General features: G+C 68.8%; 17 protein-coding genes. 9 read left to right on the top strand and 8 right to left on the bottom strand.

The window, feature by feature from the left end; translation table 11 throughout:
* Positions 1–5: 5 nt before the first annotated feature.
* The 3 genes from uvrC to pgsA are packed head-to-tail and all read left to right on the top strand — an operon-like array spanning position 6 to position 3,258.
* Entirely contained in the window at positions 6–1,898 is a 1,893-nt protein-coding gene (gene uvrC, locus ASG17_RS04855) for an excinuclease ABC subunit UvrC (RefSeq protein WP_056099947.1), read from the top strand.
* A 41-nt stretch (positions 1,899–1,939) separates the two neighbouring features.
* On the top strand, positions 1,940–2,566 hold the full coding sequence (locus ASG17_RS04850; protein WP_056099944.1) for a carbonic anhydrase: 627 nt from the start codon (positions 1,940–1,942) through the stop codon (positions 2,564–2,566).
* Positions 2,567–2,625: 59 nt separating this feature from the next.
* Positions 2,626–3,258, top strand: coding sequence for a CDP-diacylglycerol--glycerol-3-phosphate 3-phosphatidyltransferase (gene pgsA / locus ASG17_RS04845; protein WP_056099940.1), 633 nt, complete (start codon positions 2,626–2,628; stop codon positions 3,256–3,258).
* A 93-nt stretch (positions 3,259–3,351) separates the two neighbouring features.
* Here the strand turns inward: pgsA and ASG17_RS04840 are convergent, their stop codons facing one another.
* Together ASG17_RS04840 and ASG17_RS04835 are read right to left on the bottom strand one after the other, a co-directional pair.
* Positions 3,352–3,876 carry a GNAT family N-acetyltransferase gene (locus ASG17_RS04840; protein ID WP_056099937.1) on the bottom strand — a complete coding sequence of 175 codons (525 nt, stop codon included), beginning with the start codon at positions 3,874–3,876 and terminating at the stop codon, positions 3,352–3,354.
* Positions 3,873–5,945, bottom strand: a complete 2,073-nt coding sequence (locus ASG17_RS04835; RefSeq protein WP_056099934.1) for a S46 family peptidase — start codon at positions 5,943–5,945, stop codon at positions 3,873–3,875. The genes ASG17_RS04840 and ASG17_RS04835 overlap by 4 nt, the downstream gene beginning before the upstream one ends.
* A gap of 142 nt (positions 5,946–6,087) precedes the next feature.
* Between ASG17_RS04835 and ASG17_RS04830 the strand changes: the two genes are divergently transcribed.
* From ASG17_RS04830 to ASG17_RS04820, 3 genes are read left to right on the top strand one after another with little or no spacing between them, the layout of a single operon-like run.
* Positions 6,088–7,239 (top strand): ABC transporter permease, encoded by a 1,152-nt coding sequence (locus ASG17_RS04830; protein WP_056099932.1) that lies wholly within the window; start codon positions 6,088–6,090, stop codon positions 7,237–7,239.
* A complete protein-coding gene (locus ASG17_RS04825; protein ID WP_056099929.1) occupies positions 7,236–8,000 on the top strand; it encodes an ABC transporter ATP-binding protein in 765 nt (254 codons plus the stop codon). Before ASG17_RS04830 ends, ASG17_RS04825 begins: the two co-directional genes overlap by 4 nt.
* A gap of 14 nt (positions 8,001–8,014) precedes the next feature.
* Positions 8,015–9,022, top strand: a complete 1,008-nt coding sequence (locus ASG17_RS04820; protein ID WP_056099925.1) for an HlyD family secretion protein — start codon at positions 8,015–8,017, stop codon at positions 9,020–9,022.
* A gap of 38 nt (positions 9,023–9,060) precedes the next feature.
* Here the strand turns inward: ASG17_RS04820 and ASG17_RS04815 are convergent, their stop codons facing one another.
* Together ASG17_RS04815 and ASG17_RS15640 are read right to left on the bottom strand one after the other, a co-directional pair.
* On the bottom strand, positions 9,061–9,861 hold the full coding sequence (locus tag ASG17_RS04815; RefSeq protein ID WP_056099922.1) for a crotonase/enoyl-CoA hydratase family protein: 801 nt from the start codon (positions 9,859–9,861) through the stop codon (positions 9,061–9,063).
* 69 nt (positions 9,862–9,930) lie between these two features.
* The gene (locus ASG17_RS15640; RefSeq protein WP_200935027.1) at positions 9,931–10,083 is read right to left on the bottom strand and encodes a hypothetical protein; all 153 of its coding nucleotides are present in this window, start codon (positions 10,081–10,083) and stop codon (positions 9,931–9,933) included.
* Between the two features lie 158 nt (positions 10,084–10,241).
* On the opposite strand from ASG17_RS15640, the gene ASG17_RS04810 reads away from it, so the two are divergent.
* Complete coding sequence (locus ASG17_RS04810) at positions 10,242–10,457, top strand: DUF1289 domain-containing protein (protein WP_056099919.1); 216 nt, start codon at positions 10,242–10,244, stop codon at positions 10,455–10,457.
* Between the two features lie 91 nt (positions 10,458–10,548).
* The gene (locus ASG17_RS04805) at positions 10,549–11,061 is read left to right on the top strand and encodes a TIGR02281 family clan AA aspartic protease (protein ID WP_056099916.1); all 513 of its coding nucleotides are present in this window, start codon (positions 10,549–10,551) and stop codon (positions 11,059–11,061) included.
* Here the strand turns inward: ASG17_RS04805 and ASG17_RS04800 are convergent.
* From ASG17_RS04800 to ASG17_RS04785, 4 genes are all read right to left on the bottom strand, one after another.
* Positions 11,058–11,732: a hypothetical protein gene (locus tag ASG17_RS04800; RefSeq protein ID WP_056099914.1), complete on the bottom strand. Its 675-nt coding sequence runs from the start codon at positions 11,730–11,732 to the stop codon at positions 11,058–11,060. The genes ASG17_RS04805 and ASG17_RS04800 overlap by 4 nt on opposite strands.
* A 95-nt stretch (positions 11,733–11,827) precedes the next feature.
* Positions 11,828–12,652 (bottom strand): sulfite exporter TauE/SafE family protein, encoded by an 825-nt coding sequence (locus ASG17_RS04795; RefSeq protein WP_056099911.1) that lies wholly within the window; start codon positions 12,650–12,652, stop codon positions 11,828–11,830.
* On the bottom strand, positions 12,652–13,671 hold the full coding sequence (gene dusA, locus ASG17_RS04790) for a tRNA dihydrouridine(20/20a) synthase DusA (RefSeq protein WP_056099908.1): 1,020 nt from the start codon (positions 13,669–13,671) through the stop codon (positions 12,652–12,654). The genes ASG17_RS04795 and dusA overlap by 1 nt, the downstream gene beginning before the upstream one ends.
* Positions 13,672–13,710: 39 nt before the next feature.
* A complete protein-coding gene (locus ASG17_RS04785; RefSeq protein WP_056099905.1) occupies positions 13,711–15,582 on the bottom strand; it encodes a monovalent cation:proton antiporter-2 (CPA2) family protein in 1,872 nt (623 codons plus the stop codon).
* Between the two features lie 143 nt (positions 15,583–15,725).
* On the opposite strand from ASG17_RS04785, the gene ASG17_RS04780 reads away from it, so the two are divergent.
* Positions 15,726–17,528, top strand: coding sequence for a VWA domain-containing protein (locus ASG17_RS04780; protein ID WP_056099904.1), 1,803 nt, complete (start codon positions 15,726–15,728; stop codon positions 17,526–17,528).
* The last annotated feature ends 136 nt before the right edge of the window (positions 17,529–17,664 follow it).

Genomic DNA, 17,664 nt, shown 5'->3' with positions numbered 1-17,664 from the left:
CAGTCATGGCTGAAGCTGTTCTGGAGCCGGCGAACCCCTCGGGCCGCAAGGCCGCCGATCTGATCCGCGACGAGGCGCGGCGCGCGCCCGACAAGCCGGGCGTCTACCGCATGTACGGCGAGGACGGGTCGTGCCTGTATGTCGGCAAGGCGCGCTCGATCAAGAAGCGCATCCTGCAGTACGCGCAGGGGCGGTTCCACACCCAGCGCATCGGTCTGATGGTCTCGCTGACCCGCTCGATGGAGCTGGTGGTCACGGCGTCCGAGACCGAGGCGCTGCTGCTCGAATCGAACTTCATCAAGAAGCTGAAGCCGCGCTTCAACGTGGTGCTGCGCGACGACAAGTCGTTCGCCGAGCTGATGATCCGCCGGGACCATCGCGCGCCGCAGGTCCGCAAGCATCGCGGCGCCCACACGACCCAAGGCGACTATTTCGGCCCCTTCGCCTCGACCTGGGCGGTGAACCGGACCCTGACGACGCTGCAGAAGGCCTTCCTGCTGCGGTCCTGTTCGGACAGCGTCTACGAGACCCGCACCCGCCCCTGTATGCTGCACCAGATCAAGCGCTGCTCGGCGCCCTGCACTGGCTTGATCTCGCTGGAGGACTACGGCGCCCTGGTCGACGAGGCCGAACAGTTCCTGCGCGGCAAGTCGCGCGCCGTCATCGGCCGGCTGTCGCAGGACATGCAGGCGGCGTCCGACGATATGGACTTCGAACAGGCTGCCCGTGTGCGCGACCGCATCCGCGCCCTGTCGGCCATCTCGATGGAGAACAGCGTCAGTGCGGAGGGCGTGGCCGAAGCCGACGTCTTCGCCCTGTTCGCCGAGGGCGGTCAGGCGTGCGTGCAGGTCTTCTTCTATCGCGGCGGCCAGAACTGGGGCGGCCGGGCCTACTTCCCGCGCGTGGACAAGGCGGACACCGACCCGGAGATCCTGTCCGCCTTCCTGGGCCAGTTCTATGAGGACAAGCCCGTCCCCCGCGAGATCCTGTCCAACGTCGTTCCGTTCGAGAAGGAGCTGCTGGAGGAGGCCTTCTCCCTGCGCGCCAAGATCACCGACGGGCGCCGCGTTGTCTCGATCGACCGCCCCCAGCGCGGCGACCGCAAGGCCCTGGTCGATCACGCCCTGACCAACGCCCGCGAGGCGCTGGGTCGCCGCATGGCCGAGAGCTCGGCCCAAGGGAAAATCCTGGACGACGTCTGCGAGGCCTTCGGTCTGGACGGCCGGCCCGAGCGGATCGAAATCTACGACAACGCCCATATCCAGGGGACGAACGCGGTCGGAGGGATGGTCGTCGCCGGGCCTGAGGGCTTCCGCAAGAACCAGTACCGCAAGTTCAACATCAAGAGCACCGACCTGGCGCCCGGTGATGACTACGGCATGATGCGCGAGGTCATGCGTCGCCGCTTCAGCCGTCTGGTCAAGGAGGAGGAAGAGGCGGAAGGCGCGGAACGTCCCGACCTGCTGCTGATCGACGGCGGCGCGGGACAACTGGCCGAGGTGCAGGCGGTGCTGGCCGATCTGGGGCTGGACGACATCCTGGCCGTCGGCGTGGCCAAGGGGCCCGACCGCGACGCGGGGCTGGAGCGGTTTTTCGTGCCCGGCAAGCCGCCCTTCATGCTGCCGCTAAAGTCGCCGGCGCTGTATTACATCCAGCGGCTGCGCGACGAGGCCCACCGCTTCGCCAACGGCGCCCACGCCACGCGCCGGTCGATGGACATCAAGAAGAACCCGCTGGACGAGATCGAGGGCATCGGCCCCGGCCGCAAGAAGGCCCTGCTGCACGCCTTCGGCTCGGCCAAGGGCGTCGGCCGCGCCTCCGTGGTCGACCTGGTCAAGGTGCAGGGCGTCAGCCAGCCGCTGGCCGAACGCATCCACGCCTTCTTCCACAAGGCCTGAAACGATTGTCGCGACGGGGGTGGCGCGGCTAGAAGGCGCGCATGCCTCATCGCGCCCCCGACTTCCTGTTCGACGGCTACCGCCGGTTTCGCATCGAGCGCTGGCCCGACGCCCGCGCCGAATACGAGACCCTGGCCGAGGCGGGCCAGAAGCCGCACACCCTGATCGTCGCCTGCTCCGACAGCCGCGCCGACCCGGCCCTCATCTTCGACGCCAAGCCCGGCGAGCTGTTCGTTGTGCGCAACGTGGCCAATCTGGTCCCGCCCTATGAACCCGACGGCGGCCTGCACGGCGTCTCGGCGGCGCTCGAGTTCGGGGTCAAGGTGCTGGAGGTCTCGCGCATCGTGGTCATGGGCCACGCCCGCTGCGGCGGCGTCGCCGCCATGCTGAAGGGCTCGCCCGACAGCTGCCGCGACTTCGTCCAGCCCTGGGTCGAGCAGGCCCAGCCCATAGCCCGCGAGGCGGCCCAGGCGGCCGGTCCCGAGCGGGCGGAATCGGCGGCTGAGGAGGCGGTGGTGCGTCAGTCCCTGACCAACCTGCGCTCCTTCCCCTGGATCGCCGAGCGGGAGGCGGACGGCCGTCTGGCGCTGACCGGCCTGCACTTCGGCATCGCGGACGGGGTGCTGCGCGTTCTGGGCCGGGGCGAGGCGTTCAAGCCGGTCGCCTGAGGGTTTCTCGCCAGAGCCGGCGAACCGTGCCAAACCCGGCGCACGATGAGGACGAACCGATGAGCGCCACGCCCCACACCAACCCGATCCCCAACATCCTGACCGGCGTGCGTCTGGCCGCCGGGGTGGTGATGTTCCTGATCCTGGCCGGCGTGACCGGCACGCCGATTCTGTCGAACTATCTGAGCCCCGATGACCAGTTCGCGCTGTACCGCGTGGCCTTCATCATCTTCATCGTCGCCGCGTCGACCGACTGGGTCGACGGTTTCCTGGCCCGTCGCTGGAACGCCACCACCCGGTGGGGCGCCATCCTGGATCCCATCGCCGACAAGGTGCTGGTGACCGGCGCCATCCTGGGCCTGCTGACCAGCGGCTCGGTGACCTTCATCGCCATTCCGTGCGGCCTGATCCTGTTCCGCGAGTTCGCGGTCTCAGCCCTGCGCGAGACGTCTTCGGGCAAGGTTCATCTGCCCGTGACCCTGTTGGCCAAGTGGAAGACGACGCTGCAGATGATCGCCCTGGGCGCGCTTCAGCTGATCCTGCTGTGGGACGGGTTCGGCCTGCCCCTGGAATGGCAGCCGGACTTCCAGGTCTTCGCTTACATCCTGATCTGGGTCGCCGCCATCGTAACGCTGTGGACCGGCTGGCAGTACTTCTCCAAGGCCCGCGAACAGATGGCGGCGAAGGCCTAGGCCAGCATCTGAAAGGCTTCGTCATCCTCGGACTTGATCCGAGGATGACGACGATGGTTGAGGGTAAGGCGCGGGATGAATCGGCGTAGTCGCCTAAAGCCGCTTCTCCAGCACCAAGAACGCCAGGTCCTGCCGTTTCGGCAGGCCGAAGCGCGGGTCATCTAAGGGGAAGGGCGCGGTCTCGCCGGTCAGCGCATAGCCGCGCCGTTCGTACCAGGCGATCAGCTCCGGCCGCTGACGGATGACCGTCATCCGCACCCGGTCGGCGCCGAAGCGGGCGGCGGCCTCCGGCTCGGCGGCGGCCAGCAGTTTGCGGCCCAGCCCCTCGCCCTGTCGCGCCGGATCGACCGTCAGCATGCCGAGGTAGGCGGCGCCGCTGCCCTGATCGACCAGTTGCACGCAGGCGAACGGCACGCCGTCGGCCTCGGCCAGCAGCAGCGCCCGCTTCGGGTCGGCGATGACTTCCCGCAGGTCCTGCAGATCGGTCCGCTGGCCGCCGAGCAGATCGGCTTCGTGCGTCCAGCCGCGCCGCGCGCTGTCCCCGCGATAGGCGCCCTCGATCAGCGCCAGCAAGGCCAGCGCGTCGTCGGGGGCGGCCGCGCGGAGGGTCAGCGTCAACGGCGAACGCCCAGTTCTCGCAGCAGCGCCGGGCTCGGGTAGATGGTGCGCAGCGCCTCGGTGACGGCGGCGGCGGAGACCACGATGGTGCGGTTCTTCTCGGAGTCGTAGCCGAAGCTGCCGGCCAGCGAGTGGATGTTGCCGTCGAAGGCCAGGCCGATCACCTCGGCCTTCGCGTTCAGCACCGGCGAACCGGAGTTGCCGCCGATGATGTCGTTGGTGGTGGTGAAGTCGTAGACGGTGTCCTTGGCCACGCGCTCCTGCGCCGCCAGGAAGCGCGCCGGGGCGTTGAACGGCGCCGAGCCTGTGGCGCGGTCGTAAAGGCCGCCTAAGCGCGTGAAGGGCCCGACCGTCTGGCCGTTCTCCTGCCAGCCCGAGACCCGGCCGTAGGACAGGCGCAGGCTGAAGGTCGCATCGGGATAGAGGGCGTCGCCGTAGAGGGCGAAGCGGGCCTGGGCGATGCGCTGGGCGGCGCGGTCGGTCGGGCCAGCCACCTCGGCCTCCCACTGGTTACGGACGGCTTGCGCCTGGTCGTCGTTAGCGATCACGAAGGCCAGCAGCGGATCGCCGGACGCGACCAGCTGTTCCGGCGTCATGGTCAGGGCCTGGGCGCGGAAAGCCGCGTCGCCCAGCTTCGAGCCTTCGACCAGCCGCTGGGCCAGGGCTTCCGGGCTCTCGCGGCCCAGCAGGGCGCGGACCCGGGCGTCATCGACGGTCAGATATTCGCGCGTCTTGGACAGCCAGAAGGCCAGATAGATCTGCTCCAGATCGGTCTCGACCGGCGCGGCCGTGGCCAGCCGGCGCCCCAGGGCGGCCAGGTCGGCGTCTGTGTAACCGGCGCGCCGCTGTTCGACCGGTTTGGCGCGCTCCTTGGCCATGCGGACGATGTCGCGCGCGAAACCGTAGAGGGCCGAACGCTGGCCCGCGACCTGCTCCAGCTGACGATAGGGCAGATAAAGAGAGCGCGCCTTGCTCTCGGAGGCGGCGATCTCGCCCCACGGGTCGCCAGTGCGTTCGGCCAGCGCCGCATCGGCCGAGATGGCGGCTCGCAGGTCCGTCTCCGCCTGCTCACGCGCGCCGAAGAAGACCGGGTCCACAAGCGCGCCCTGCTGGCCGTCGTAGACCTTGAAGCCGTTCTCGACGCTGAAGATCGGATCGACCGAGACGCGGTGCGCCTCGTCGTCGCGCATGGCGTATTGCAGCAGCCGCCCGCGCAGTTCCGACGTATGGATCAGGGTCGTCGGATTGGTCTGGTCGCGCAGGCGCTCCATCTGGGCGACCGTCAGCAGGCGCTGGGTCGAGCCGGGATTGCCGGGGATGAAGGTCGCTTCGCCGTCGCGCGGCGCAGCCGGATTCCAGGTCAGATGCTGCGGCGTCGAGACCACCTTGCCGTCGTCATAGAGGCGCAGGAAACCGACATCGAGCGCATAGCGCGGGAAGTTGAAGTTGTCCGGATCACCGCCGAAGAAGGCCGCCTGGAACTCCGGCGCGAAGACGAGGCGCACGTCCTCGTACTTGGCGTATTCGTAGAGCGAGAACCGGCCGCCCCGGAACAGGGTCACGACTTGGCAGGTGCGCTTCGGATCGCCGTTGCAGGCGGCGGTCTGGATGGCCTGAATCTCGGCGGCGCGCGCCCGCACGAAGTCGGCGCCCGTCAGTCCGGCGCCGGCGTTCTGGACCCGCTCGGTGACGTCGGTGATGCGGGTCAGGATCTCGGCCGTCTGGCCGGGGCAGCGGCGCTCTTCCTCACGCGTCGCGCTCATGAAGCCGTCGCGGACGAAGTCGTGCTGGGCGTCCGACAGGGCCTGGACGCAGGAGACGACGCAGTGATGGTTGGTCACCACCAGGCCCTGATCCGACACCACCGAGGCCGAACAGCCGCGCAGGCGCACCGCGCCCTGCTGCACCCGGTCCAGCCAGGCCTGATCGATGCGCGCGCCCGTCGCCTGGTTCGCCGCCTGGATCGGGAAGGCGTCGAAGGTCCACATCCCCTCATCGGCGAGAACCGGCGGCGCGGTCGCCACTCCCAGGGACAGGGCGAGGACGACGGAGGACAGACGCTTGAGCATGGACAACTCACGGAAAGGCAACAGACACGGTCTTGGCGCGCCCGCCTGCGACGCGCAAGCGCAGGGGGGGCGCCTTACCCCGATTTAACTTGGAAGCGCACGCGCGGCTCGTCATAGCGAAGCGGGGGAGAACAATCCGCGTATGTCGCTAGCGCTTTCCACGCTGCTCTATGAATGGCGCCGCTACATGGCCGCCGTCGTTGCGCTGGCGTTTTCGGGCCTGCTGGTCCTGGCCCAACTCGGCATGTTCGTCGGCATGGGCAAGGCCTGGACGGCGACCATCGACCGGGCGACGGCCGACATCATGATCCTGCCGCCCGGCGCCGAAGGCCTGCAGGGCGGCGGCGCCAGCCTGCCGCGCCGGGTCATGCCCATGGTCTGGAGCCATCCCGAGGTCGAGGCCGTAGCCGACCTGGACGGGTCGTGGGGCCGGCTGCGCAGCATTCCCAAGCCGGGCGACGACACCAGCAAGCCGCGCCAGCCCGAACAGGTTCAGATCACCGCCATCGACACCGGCCCCGACGCGGTGACGATCCCCAGCGACTATTCGACCGAGCTGGTCGAGGCCCTGCGCCAGCCGTTCGCCATCGCCGTGGACGAGACCTCGCTGGGCCGCCTCGGCGTCCAGCTGGGCGACAAGGCCATCTACAACGGGAAGACGGTTCACGTCCGCGCCGTGCTGCGCGGCTATCCCAACATGCAGATCGCGAGCGTGGTCATGAGCCGCGACACCCTGCGGATGTTGGGCGAGGCGAACAACGGCAACCGCGTCGGGCCGCTGATGGTGCGGATCAAGGATCCGGGGCGCGCCGAGATCGTGGCCAACCAACTGAACCGCACCGCCAATGGCCTCTATAAAGCCGAGACCCGGACAAACCTGTCGAAGTTCAGTCTGATCGACATGGTCAAGTTCCAGATCGTCGGCATCATGCTGGGCTTCTCGGTCTTCCTGGGCACCCTGATCGGGGTGGCCATCACCTGGCAGACGCTGCGCGGGGCCATCATGGCCAACATCAAGGAGTTCGCCTCGCTGCGGGCTCTGGGCGTTTCCATGAGCTCACTGCGAAACATCGTCATGGAGTTGAGCTTCTGGGTCGGCATCGTCGGCTTGCTGGCGTCCTTCATCCTCACCTGGCTGATCTCGCTGCTGGCGGCGGCGGGCAATGTGGTGATGGCCTATCCGCCTAGCGTGCTGGTGCTGGTGGGCGTCATGCTGATCCTGATCGCCCTGATGAGCGGCTTCCTGTCGCTGGGCGTGCTGAAAAACAGCCAGCCGGCGGATTTGCTGCGATGACCGCCCTGCATCACACCACCAGTGTCCACGGCAAGCACGGAGACTTCGCCATCGAGGCCAAGGGCGTCGTCAAACGCTTCAAGACGGGCCGCAGCTTCGTCGAGGTGCTGAAGGGCGTCGACTTCGACGCGCGCCACGGCGATCTGACCATGGTCATGGGCCCCTCCGGCTCGGGCAAGTCGACCCTGATCGCGGCGCTGTCGGGCTTGCTCAAGCCTGAAGAGGGCCGTGTCGATGCGCTGGACGTCGATGACATGTGGAAGCTGTCGTCCGGGGCGCTGGACAAGTTCCGCCTGGACCACTGCGGCTTCATCTTCCAGGGCTTCAACCTGTTCCCGGCGCTGAGCGCCCTGCAGCAGGTGATGACCGTCCTGAAGTACCAGGGGCTGGACAAGGCCGAGGCCCGCCGGCGCGCCGTCGCTGCGCTGGAAGAGGTCGGCCTGGGTCACCGCATCAACCAGAAGCCCTCGGCCCTGTCCGGCGGCGAGAAGCAGCGCGTCGCCATCGCCCGCGCCCTGGCCAAGAACCCCAAGCTGCTGTTCGCGGACGAGCCGACCTCGGCTCTGGACGGCGAGAACGGCCAGGTGGTGATCCGCCTGCTGCGCCGCGCGGCCACCGAGCACGGCGCCGCCGTCATCTGCGTCACCCACGACCCGCGCCTGGAAGCTTGGGCCGACCGTGTCATCCATATCGAGGACGGCAAGATCCTCGACGACCAGCGGCGCACGCCGCAGCCCGACGCCGTGCTGGCGTCGCACTGAGAGCCTTAGAACCCATGCCTCGCTTCCTGAAGAACAAGTGGCTCTGGATCGGCGTCCTGGCGATCATCGTCCTGGTCGTCGGCTTCGTCGTCATGTCGAACGCCAGCAAGGCCAAGAAGGCCGAGGTCGAGAAGGCGTCGGCCGAGGCGGTCGTCAGCCCCTACTCCGCCGTCGCCAACGGCAAGGCCGACGTCGAGGGCGGCATCATCAACGTCGCGGCGCGCCGTGGCGGCGTGGTGCGTGAGGTTCTGGTGCAGGAAGGCGATCGCGTCACCGCCGGTCAGATCCTGGCCCGCCAGGAAGACGACGAGCCACGTCTGGCCGTATCCCGCGCCCGCGCCGAAGTCGCCCAGGCCGAGAGCCAGCTGCGGATGCTCCAGGTTCAGATCAACACCGCCGTGCGTGAACGCGAGCGGCTGGAGAAGCTGGTCGCCACCAACTTCGTCGCCGCCCAGCGTATCGACCAGGCCCAGGACGCCATCGACGCCGCCCGCGCCAACTACGCCGCGCAGCAGGCCTCGATCATGACCGCTCGCGCCCGCCTGAACGAGGCCGCCTACAATCTGGAACTGACCATCATCCGCGCGCCGATGGCCGGCCGGATCGTGCGTCGCTACGCCAACCCGGGCGCCGGCGCCTCGACCCTGAACGTGTCCAACATGTTCGACCTGCAGCCCGACACACAGCGGATCGTCCGCGCCGAGATCATCGAGAGCGACATCCCCAATGTGACGCCCGGCCAGGACGTCGAGATCGTCTCGGAAGCCGATCAGTCCAAGGTCTATGTCGGCAAGGTGATCCGCATCGCCCCCCTGTTCGGCGCCCGCCGCCTGTCGTCGGAAGACCAGTCGCAGGCCACCGACGAGCGGGTGGTCGAGGTGGTGGTGTCGGCCGACACAGCGCCACTGCTGATCGGCCAGCGGGTGCTGGTGAAGTTCATGAAGGCGGGCCAGCAGGCGGGCGCCCCGCGTCCGGTCTCGCCGGGCGTCGGTCCCGAGCGTTCGATGCGGCCTGCGGCGTAAAGCGCAGGGTCTCGCGCCGACATTGCGCCGACGGGAGATCACTCGCCCCGAAAGACGCCCGCCCGCTTCTCGATCACCGCGGCCACGCCTTCGGCATGGTCGGCGCTGAGGTGAGCCAGGGCCTGAATGGCCGCCGACTGCTCCAAAATCTGGTCGAAGGTTGCGTCGCGTCCCTGACGGAGCAGTGCCTTGGTCAGGCGCAGGGCGTGAGGCGGGCGGGACGCGACCTCCTGCGCCAGCCGCATGGCCTCCGCCATAAGACCGTCGTGCGGCGTCACTGCATTGACCAGCCCCCACGCCAGCGCCGTATCGGCGTCCAGAACCTTGCCGGTGAACAACATCTCCGCCGCGCGCACGTAGCCGACATTGCGCGGCAACAGCCACGCTCCGCCGTCGCCCGGCACGATGCCCAGCTTCAGGAAGGGCACGCCGAAGCTGGCGCGATCGGAGGCGACCCGCAGGTCCGCGAGGCCGGCGATGTCGCAGCCCAGGCCCATGGCCGGACCGTTCACCGCCGCGATCAGCGGCAGCTCCAGCCCGTAAAGCGACCGCATGATCCGATGCACCACGCGGCGGTAGCGCTCGCGGATCGCCAGGCCCGAGCCCTCGAACAGATCGCGTCGGTCACGCATGGCCTTCAGGTCGCCGCCGGCGGAGAAGGCCCGCCCGGCCCCGGTCAGGACGATGCAGCGCAGGGACGGGTCCGCATTGGCCCGCTCGCAGGCGGCCGCGAAGGCGTCGCCATCCCCCAGGTCCGGCACGGCGTTCAGCCGGTCTGCGCGGTCCAAGGTCCAGACGGCGATGTCGCCCTGGCGGCTTTCGCGGATCAATGCGGTCATCAGGACCCCCAAGTTGCAACGACCCCGGCCTTTTCGGGACCGGGGTCGTTGACTGCAAGGGCGATGGCTTCAGCGCCGCGGTTTTCGCGGCGAAATCGGGCTGAAGGCCGAAGAAGGGCTGGTATGTCGCCCTTCGCTCTGCCGTCGTGTGTTCACCAGCATCCCGCCGAAAAGGGCGAAGGACATCATGGCGTGCTGTAGATTGCGGTCGCGCTCGTTCATCGGGTGTCTCCTTTCGTGAACGAAGAAAAGAGACACGTCGTGCTTGCAGGGGGTCTCACCCTCATAGTCGTTTCGTGTCCACTACAGGATACGCATCCCGTAGCGATTGGCAAGTTTTTTGATCCGATGCCGGAGTGTTTTTCGTTAGGATGTCATAAATGACCGACGCCCCACCCCGCCCCGTCATCACTCCATGCGTCAAGGTTTGCGCCGTGGATGGGGCGTCCGGTCTGTGTCTGGGCTGCCTGCGTAGCCTGCAGGAGATCGCCGAATGGTCGCGCTTGGACGACGAGCGGCGGGCGCAGATCATGGCCGAGTTGCCCGCGCGCGTGGATCGCCTGCCCGAAGCCTTCCGGGTTGGTTTCAAAGGGTAAACGCGGCGTCCACCACATCCATTCACCGCATTCCAACCCCGGTCGCCTAGACAGGTCGTGGCCGCAGAAGCGGCGCGTTCAGCGTGGATCCATGCGTTTCGACCTGTCCTCCCTCGGCGTTTTTGTTGCGGCGCTCTGCGCCTCTCTCTCTGCGGCTTTCTGGATCCATAGGCTGGACCAGCCAGGTACGGCCCAGGCCGCGCCCGCTGTGGTCGCCGCCGCACCCGTTGCCCGCGGATCGGATACTCAGATCGTCAAGGGACCGGACGGCCACTACTGGGCCGAGGCGCGCATCGACGGGCGCGCCGTGCGGGTGCTGGTCGACACGGGCGCCAGCGTCGTGGCCCTGACCCGGGACGACGCCGCGCGTCTGGGCCTGTCGCCGAAGTCCGAAGATTTCACCGCCCGCGTCGAGACCGCATCCGGTCCTGTTCGCGCCGCGCCGGTCACGCTGAGCGTCGTCGCCGTCGCCGGAGCCGAGGTACGTCAGGTGCAGGCCCTGATCGTGGAGGAGGGCCTGCCCTATTCCCTCCTGGGCATGAGCTATCTGGGCAAGCTGTCCAGCATGGAAGCCACGCCGTCCGGCCTGACGCTGCGACCCTAGAACCGGTAGTTCAGGCCCACCTGCACGACCGGCAGGACGTTGTAGTCATCCGCCTCGGCCTGAATCTCGGCTTCCTCGACGGCCAACGCCGCCTGGAACTGGGGCGTGGCGGAGACCGTGCCGCCTTCGCTCGCCAGATCGACCTGAGGCTCATCACTGAAGGCCGCGCCGACCAGCACGCGCCAGCCCCAGTGACCGCCGCTGGTGAAGGTGTTGTCGAAGCCGACCCCAACGAACGGCGCGGTCCCCTCAAGATCGATCGAGCCTTTCAGCGTTCCGATCTGCTCAGGCGTGAAGGTGACGCCGCCCACCTCGGTCGAGCCGGTAGGCGTGCTGTCGATGCTGACGCTTCGGTCCCCGAGATAGACGCCGCCCGAGATGAGCAAGGCGTTGCGGAACGGGTGCAGGTCCACGAAGGCGCCAGGCGACGAGAAGTCCGCATCGCCGTTATAGGCGATGTCGTCATAGGTATCGTCGCGCTCGATCGACAAGGCGTCGTAGCTGCCGCGCAGCACAAGGTAGTCGTTGAGCGAGAACTGGACGCCGGCGCCGGCGCCGAGCGTGCCGCCCTGCACACCGACGGCGAGACGGCTGGTCTGGGCGTCAGCGGCGCCGGCCGTCAGTGCGATGGCAGCGATCAAGGCAGAGGCGTATATTGCGGCGCGGAGCATCTCGGTCGTCCTTGAACGCTCGGGGGGAGAATCGGGGAGCAGGCCGCCAGGATCGGCTCCGACCGCTTACGTTCCCTTAACGACGTTCGGTATGTTCAGAGCGCCTTGATCATCACCGACACGGCCGTGGCCAGCAGGTAGAGGGCGAAGGCCTTTCGCAGCACCCGCTTGTCCAGCCGGTGCGCCAGCTTGGCCCCGTAAGGCGCGACGGCCGTGGTCAGCAGCCCCATCAGGATCGCCGCCGGCACGTTCACATAGCCCAGCGACAACGCCGGCCGCCCGATAGCATCCCAGCCGAACACCACGAAGCCCAGGGTCGCGGCCGCGCCGATGGCGATGCCGAGGCCGGACGCCGTCGCCACCGCCTGGTGGATCGGCCGTCCGCACAGGGTCAGGGCCATGCCGCCCAGACTGCCGCCGCCCACGCCCATCATGGCCGACAGTCCGCCGATGGCCGCAGCCAGAATGCGCCGCACCCAGCCGGTCGGCAGGGTCTTCGACAGGGTGATCCGCTCGGGCAACAATCCCATCTGCGCCGCCACCACGGCCAGGCAGGTACCGTAGACGATGGCCAGCCCGGCCATCGAGGTAAAGCCGGCGATCCCCGCGCCGATCAGGGCGCCGCCCGCCACCCACGGGCTCCACGTCTTCAGCACCTCTTCGTCCACCGCCCCGTGGCTGCGATGCGCACTCAGCGACCGCCAGGACGTGGCGACGATGGTCAGCAGGGAGGTGCCGATGGCGACGTGCAGATTGCTCTCGCCGCCCAGCCCCAGCGTCTCGAACGCATAGAACAGCGCCGGCACGATCACCGTCCCGCCGCCCACGCCGAACAGGCCCGCGACCAGCCCGCCCAGCAGCCCCGCCGCGATGACGGCGGCCAGCAGGGTCACGATCTCGCCGAGCGGCAGTCCCAGCATCAGGCGGCGTCGGCCACGTCGTCGCGGCGCGCCTCGGCCTCGCGCACGGCCTGGACAGCGCGATCCACCACATCCAGCCCCGCGCTGCGGTCGATGGCCTCGACCGTCAGGATGCGCCGGAAGGTTCGCGCGCCCGGCCGTCCGTGCATGACCCCCAGCATGTGCCGCGTCATGGCGTGCAGCGGCGTGCCTTCCGACAGCCGCACGGCCATATAGGGCTTGTAGGCCTCGATGGCCTGATAGGCGTCCACGTCGGTTTCGGCGCCAAACAGCGCCCGGTCCACCCGGCCCAGCAGCGCCGGCTCGTGATAGGCGGCGCGGCCCATCATGACGCCGTCCAGTTGCACCCCGTCGTCAGCCCGCAGATGCTCCACCGCCGCCTCCATCGTCGGCACCCCGCCGTTCAGCACGATGGTCAGCGCCGGCCGCTCGCGCTTCAGCCGCCGCACCAGGCCATAGTCCAGCGGCGGCACGTCGCGGTTCTCCTTGGGCGACAGGCCCTTCAGCCAGGCCTTGCGCGCATGGACGATAAAGGTGCTCACGCCCGCCTGTGCGCACGCGTCGACCAGGTCGAAGAGGGCGACCTCAGGCTCCTGATCGTCCACGCCGATGCGGCACTTCACCGTCGCGGGCACGTCCACCGCCGCGCCGATGGCGGCCATGCACTCGGCAACCAACTGCGGCTCCCGCATCAGGCACGCCCCGAACCGGCCGGACTGCACCCGGTCGGACGGGCAGCCGACGTTCAGGTTGATCTCGTCATAGCCCATGTCGGCGCCGATCCGCGCCGCCTCAGCCAACTGCGCCGGCTCCGACCCGCCCAGCTGCAGCGCCACCGGATGCTCGACCGCGTCGAACCCCAGCAACCGATCGCGGTCGCCGTGGATCACCGCCAGCGAGGTCACCATCTCCGTATAGAGCAGCGCCCGCTTCGACAGCGCGCGGTGGAACGCTCGGCAATGCCGGTCGGTCCAGTCCATCATCGGCGCGACGGACAGCCTGTGGGGAGGGGCGGTCATGCGAGGCCTCCTACACTAACGGCACGCCGGACGGGAGGCTCAGTCCACCCCGGCCTTCTCCGCCCGCTCTTCGGCCTCGATGGCGCCCTCGGCCGCGTCGGCGTTGATGACGCGGCCTTCGCGGCGGGGTTTGACGTAGGGCTCGGGCGTCGGGGTGACCATGTTGCCGCGCATCATGCCGCGACCGGCCGCCAGACCGCCGGTGACCTGGACGTCCAGAATGGCGTCGTCGCGGCGGCGGACATCGGCGACGGTGTCGGCCACATCGCTGTCCGACACGCCCAGTTCGGCCAGCACATTGGCGCCGAACTTCAGCGCCGATTCGAACGTCTCGCGGATCTGGTAATCGACGCCCGCCTGGATCAGGCGCAGCGAATGGCCGCGGTCGTAGGAACGGACGAACAGCTTGGCCAGCGGGAACTCGGCGCGCGCCAGCTCGACGATATGGTCGGCGGTCTCCGGCTTGTCGACGCACACCAGGATGGCCTCGGCCGTCGCGGCGCCCGACGCCCGCAGCGTATCCAGCCGGGATCCGTCGCCATAGTAGATCTTGAAGCCGAAGTTTCCCGCCGCCTGGATCATCTCGACGTCGTTCTCGATGATCGACACGTCCACGTCGCGCGCCAGCAGCGGCTGCGATACGACCTGGGCGAAGCGGCCGAAGCCGATGATCAGCACCCGGCCCACCAGGCCGTCCGCGCGGTCCACGCCCTCGGCGTCGTCGGGCGACAGGCCGGTGTCCGGCGGCGTCAGCGCCTTGAGCGCCAGGCTGGTCAGCGGCGTCAGCGCCATCGACAGGATGACGATCGCCGACATTACCGACGATGTGCGCGCGTCGAACAGGCCGACCGCAAAGGCCGCGCCATAGAGGACGAAGGCGAACTCCCCGCCCTGGGCGAACAGGACGGCGCGGTCCAGCGCCTCGCGGTGGCCGGATCTGAATAGCCGCGCCACGCCGTAGATGCCGAGGGCCTTGATGACCATGAAGGCCGCCAGCCCGCCCAGCACCAAGCGCCAGTCGGCCATCACCACGCCGACGTCCAGCGACATGCCGACGCTGAGGAAAAACAGGCCCAGCAGGATGGCGCGGAACGGCTCTACATCTGCCTCCAGCTGATGCCGGAAGGTGGAATCGGACAGCAGCACCCCGGCCAGGAAGGCGCCCATGGCCATCGACAGACCGCCCAGCGACATGGCCCAGGCGGCGCCGACGACCACCAGCAGCGCCGCCGCGGTCATCACCTCGCGCCCACCGTTCTTGGCCAGGAAGCGGAAGATCGGATTGATCGCATAGCTGCCCGCCAGCAGGACGCCGCCCACGGCCGCGACCGCGAAGCCGATGGTCTGCCACAGGGGCGGCGCTTGCTCGTGCGACACGCCCATGGTCGAGGCCAGGACGGCGACGATGGCCAGCAGCGGCACGATGGCCAGGTCTTCCAGCAGCAGGATGGACACCGCCCGCTGGCCCGACGGCGCGGAAATCTCGCCCCGCTCGTCCAGCGATTGCATGATCACGGCAGTGGACGACAGGACGAAGCCCATGGCCCCGATGAAGGCCACGGCCGGCGGCACGCCCACGGCCCAGGCGGCCAGGGTCAGCAAGAGGCCGCACAGCATCACCTGGCTTGCGCCCAGGCCGAAGATGTCCTTGCGCAGCGCCCAAAGCCGGCGCGGTCGCATCTCCAGCCCGATGATGAACAGGAAGATGACCACGCCGAACTCGGCGACGTGCAGTATGGTCTCGGGTTCGCGGAACAGGGCCAGGCCGAACGGGCCGATGGCCAGGCCGGCGGCCAGATAGCCCAGCACCGAGCCCAGCCCCAGCTTGCGGAACACCGGCACGGCGACGACGGCGGCGGCCAGCAGGGCGGCGGCGGGCGCCAGATCCAGTCCGTGTGCCGCTTCGCTCATGCCGTGCCCCTGTCTTTCGCGAGCCGTGGATAGTGGGGGCTGTGACCCGTTTGCGCCAGACCTTGGCCGTATCGGATCCCCGCCACAGTTTCGCCGAACGGCGTGCGTCACCTCCGTATCGGGGGCCAAGAGGAGGTGACGTCATGAGCCGCATTCTGAGAGCCGCCCTGACGGCTGTGATGGGTCTGGCGGTCGTCGCCCCGTCCGCCGTGGCGCCCACCATCGCCGTGGCCAAGCCTTCCGACGGCGAGCCCACGCCCGCCGCCTGCCGAGCCCTGGGGTTCGCGGTGCAGGATCCGTATCGGCAGGAGCGGGCGATCGGCGGCGTCATGCCGATGACCGCCACGGCCGGACCACCGCCGCCCCCTCCGCCTCCGCCTCCGCCCCCTCCGCCGAGCCCGCTGCAGCCGCCTCCAGTGACGGTGAACATCGAGCCTTCCAAGCGTGAGGACATCGTTGTCACCGGCTCGCGCATCGTGCCCGGCCAGCCCGTGCAGCAGGACACCGAACGCTATCCCGACGCCACGCCCAACCCGGTGCGGCGCACCGCCGACGAGCCCGTCTCGACCTTCTCTATCGACGTCGACACCGCCAGCTATTCCAACGTCCGCCGCTTCATCGACGAGGGCCGCGCCCCGCCGCCGGACGCCGTGCGGGTCGAGGAGATGGTGAACTATTTCGACTACGGCTACGCCCGGCCGACCAGCGCCGCCGAACCCTTCGCCATCACCACGGCCGTCGCGGCCGCGCCCTGGGCGCCCCAAGGTGAAAGGGAGGGGCGCCAGATCGTCCACATCGGCCTGCAGGGCTATGAGCTGCCGGCCGGTGAGCGCAAGCCGCTGAACCTGACCTTCATGGTCGACGTCTCCGGTTCGATGCAGTCGCCGGACAAGCTGCAGATGGCCCAGAAGGCGATGAACCTGATCATCGACCGGCTGCGTCCCGAGGACCGCGTCGCCGTCACCTTCTATGCCTCCGACGTCGGCACCGCTGTCGGCCCGACGCCGGGCGATGAGAAGCTGAAACTGCGCTGCGCCGTCGCGACCCTGAACGCCGGCGGATCGACCGCTGGCGCGCAGGGCATGGTCAACGCCTACCAGCAGGCCGAAGCGGCCTTCGGCGCCGACAAGGTCAACCGTATCCTCATGTTCACCGACGGCGACTTCAACGTCGGCGTCACCGACAACCAGCGGATCGAGGACTATGTCGCCGCCAAGCGATCCACGGGCATCTACCTGTCGGTCTACGGCTTCGGGCGCGGCAACTATCAGGACGAACGGATGCAGACGATCGCCCAGGCCGGCAACGGCGTGGCGGCCTATGTCGACAGCCTGCGGGAGGCGCGCCGCCTGTTCGGCCCCATGTTCGACCGGGGTGCCTTCCCCATCGCCGACGACGTCAAGATCCAGGTCGAGTTCAACCCGGCCCGCGTCGCCGAATACCGCCTGATCGGCTACGAGACCCGGCTGCTGAACGAGGAAGACTTCAACAACGACCGGGTCGACGCGGGCGAGGTCGGCTCGGGGGCGTCCGTCACCGCCCTCTACGAAATCATTCCCGTCGGCGGCCCGACGCAGGTCCCCGACCGCCGCTACGAGGCCAACCGCACCGCGCCGCGCGGCGACCCGAACGGCGAGATGGCCTTCGTGCAGGTGCGCTACAAACTGCCTGGCCAGGAGAGGTCGCGCCTGATCCAGCAGCCCGTGTCGAACCGGGCAAGCGGCCCCATATCCTCGGTTCCGCCCGAGAGCACCCGCTGGGCCATCGCCGTCGCCGCCTTTGGCCAGAAGCTGCGAGCGGACCCGTGGATGCGCGGGGACTACGGCTGGGACGCCATCCTCGAACAGGCCCAAGGCGCGCGCGGCGAAGACCCGTACGGCGACCGCGCGGAGTTCGTGCAGATGGTCCGAGCGGCGGCGGCGTTGCCGGCAAGGACGGCGCCGTAACCTCGCCTTCCCTCTCCCAAAGGGAGAGGGCTTGAGCGCACGGCGGCGAAGCCGTCGTCCTTGCGCGAAAGGGTGAGGGGTGGAGGCTCACAGGACATGGTCCACCCCTCACCCTTTCGGCTGGGCCAATCGCTTC

The sequence above is a fragment of the Brevundimonas sp. Leaf363 genome, from assembly GCF_001424025.1.
GTDB lineage: Bacteria > Pseudomonadota > Alphaproteobacteria > Caulobacterales > Caulobacteraceae > Brevundimonas.
The sequence above is the reverse complement of the archived record's forward strand: the minus strand, read 5'-3'. Positions and strand labels throughout refer to the sequence as shown.

Coding starts and splice junctions, on each gene's coding strand:
- ASG17_RS04800 (WP_056099914.1), bottom strand. CDS start 11,732: ATGCTCCGCGCCGCAATATACGCCTCTGCCTTGATCGCTGCCATCGCA.
- ASG17_RS15640 (WP_200935027.1), bottom strand. CDS start 10,083: ATGAACGAGCGCGACCGCAATCTACAGCACGCCATGATGTCCTTCGCC.
- ASG17_RS04835 (WP_056099934.1), bottom strand. CDS start 5,945: ATGCTCAAGCGTCTGTCCTCCGTCGTCCTCGCCCTGTCCCTGGGAGTG.
- ASG17_RS04780 (WP_056099904.1), top strand. CDS start 15,726: ATGAGCCGCATTCTGAGAGCCGCCCTGACGGCTGTGATGGGTCTGGCG.
- uvrC (WP_056099947.1), top strand. CDS start 6: ATGGCTGAAGCTGTTCTGGAGCCGGCGAACCCCTCGGGCCGCAAGGCC.
- ASG17_RS04820 (WP_056099925.1), top strand. CDS start 8,015: ATGCCTCGCTTCCTGAAGAACAAGTGGCTCTGGATCGGCGTCCTGGCG.
- ASG17_RS04815 (WP_056099922.1), bottom strand. CDS start 9,861: ATGACCGCATTGATCCGCGAAAGCCGCCAGGGCGACATCGCCGTCTGG.
- ASG17_RS04850 (WP_056099944.1), top strand. CDS start 1,940: ATGCCTCATCGCGCCCCCGACTTCCTGTTCGACGGCTACCGCCGGTTT.
- ASG17_RS04805 (WP_056099916.1), top strand. CDS start 10,549: ATGCGTTTCGACCTGTCCTCCCTCGGCGTTTTTGTTGCGGCGCTCTGC.
- ASG17_RS04830 (WP_056099932.1), top strand. CDS start 6,088: ATGTCGCTAGCGCTTTCCACGCTGCTCTATGAATGGCGCCGCTACATG.
- ASG17_RS04810 (WP_056099919.1), top strand. CDS start 10,242: ATGACCGACGCCCCACCCCGCCCCGTCATCACTCCATGCGTCAAGGTT.
- pgsA (WP_056099940.1), top strand. CDS start 2,626: ATGAGCGCCACGCCCCACACCAACCCGATCCCCAACATCCTGACCGGC.
- ASG17_RS04795 (WP_056099911.1), bottom strand. CDS start 12,652: ATGCTGGGACTGCCGCTCGGCGAGATCGTGACCCTGCTGGCCGCCGTC.
- ASG17_RS04785 (WP_056099905.1), bottom strand. CDS start 15,582: ATGAGCGAAGCGGCACACGGACTGGATCTGGCGCCCGCCGCCGCCCTG.
- ASG17_RS04825 (WP_056099929.1), top strand. CDS start 7,236: ATGACCGCCCTGCATCACACCACCAGTGTCCACGGCAAGCACGGAGAC.
- dusA (WP_056099908.1), bottom strand. CDS start 13,671: ATGACCGCCCCTCCCCACAGGCTGTCCGTCGCGCCGATGATGGACTGG.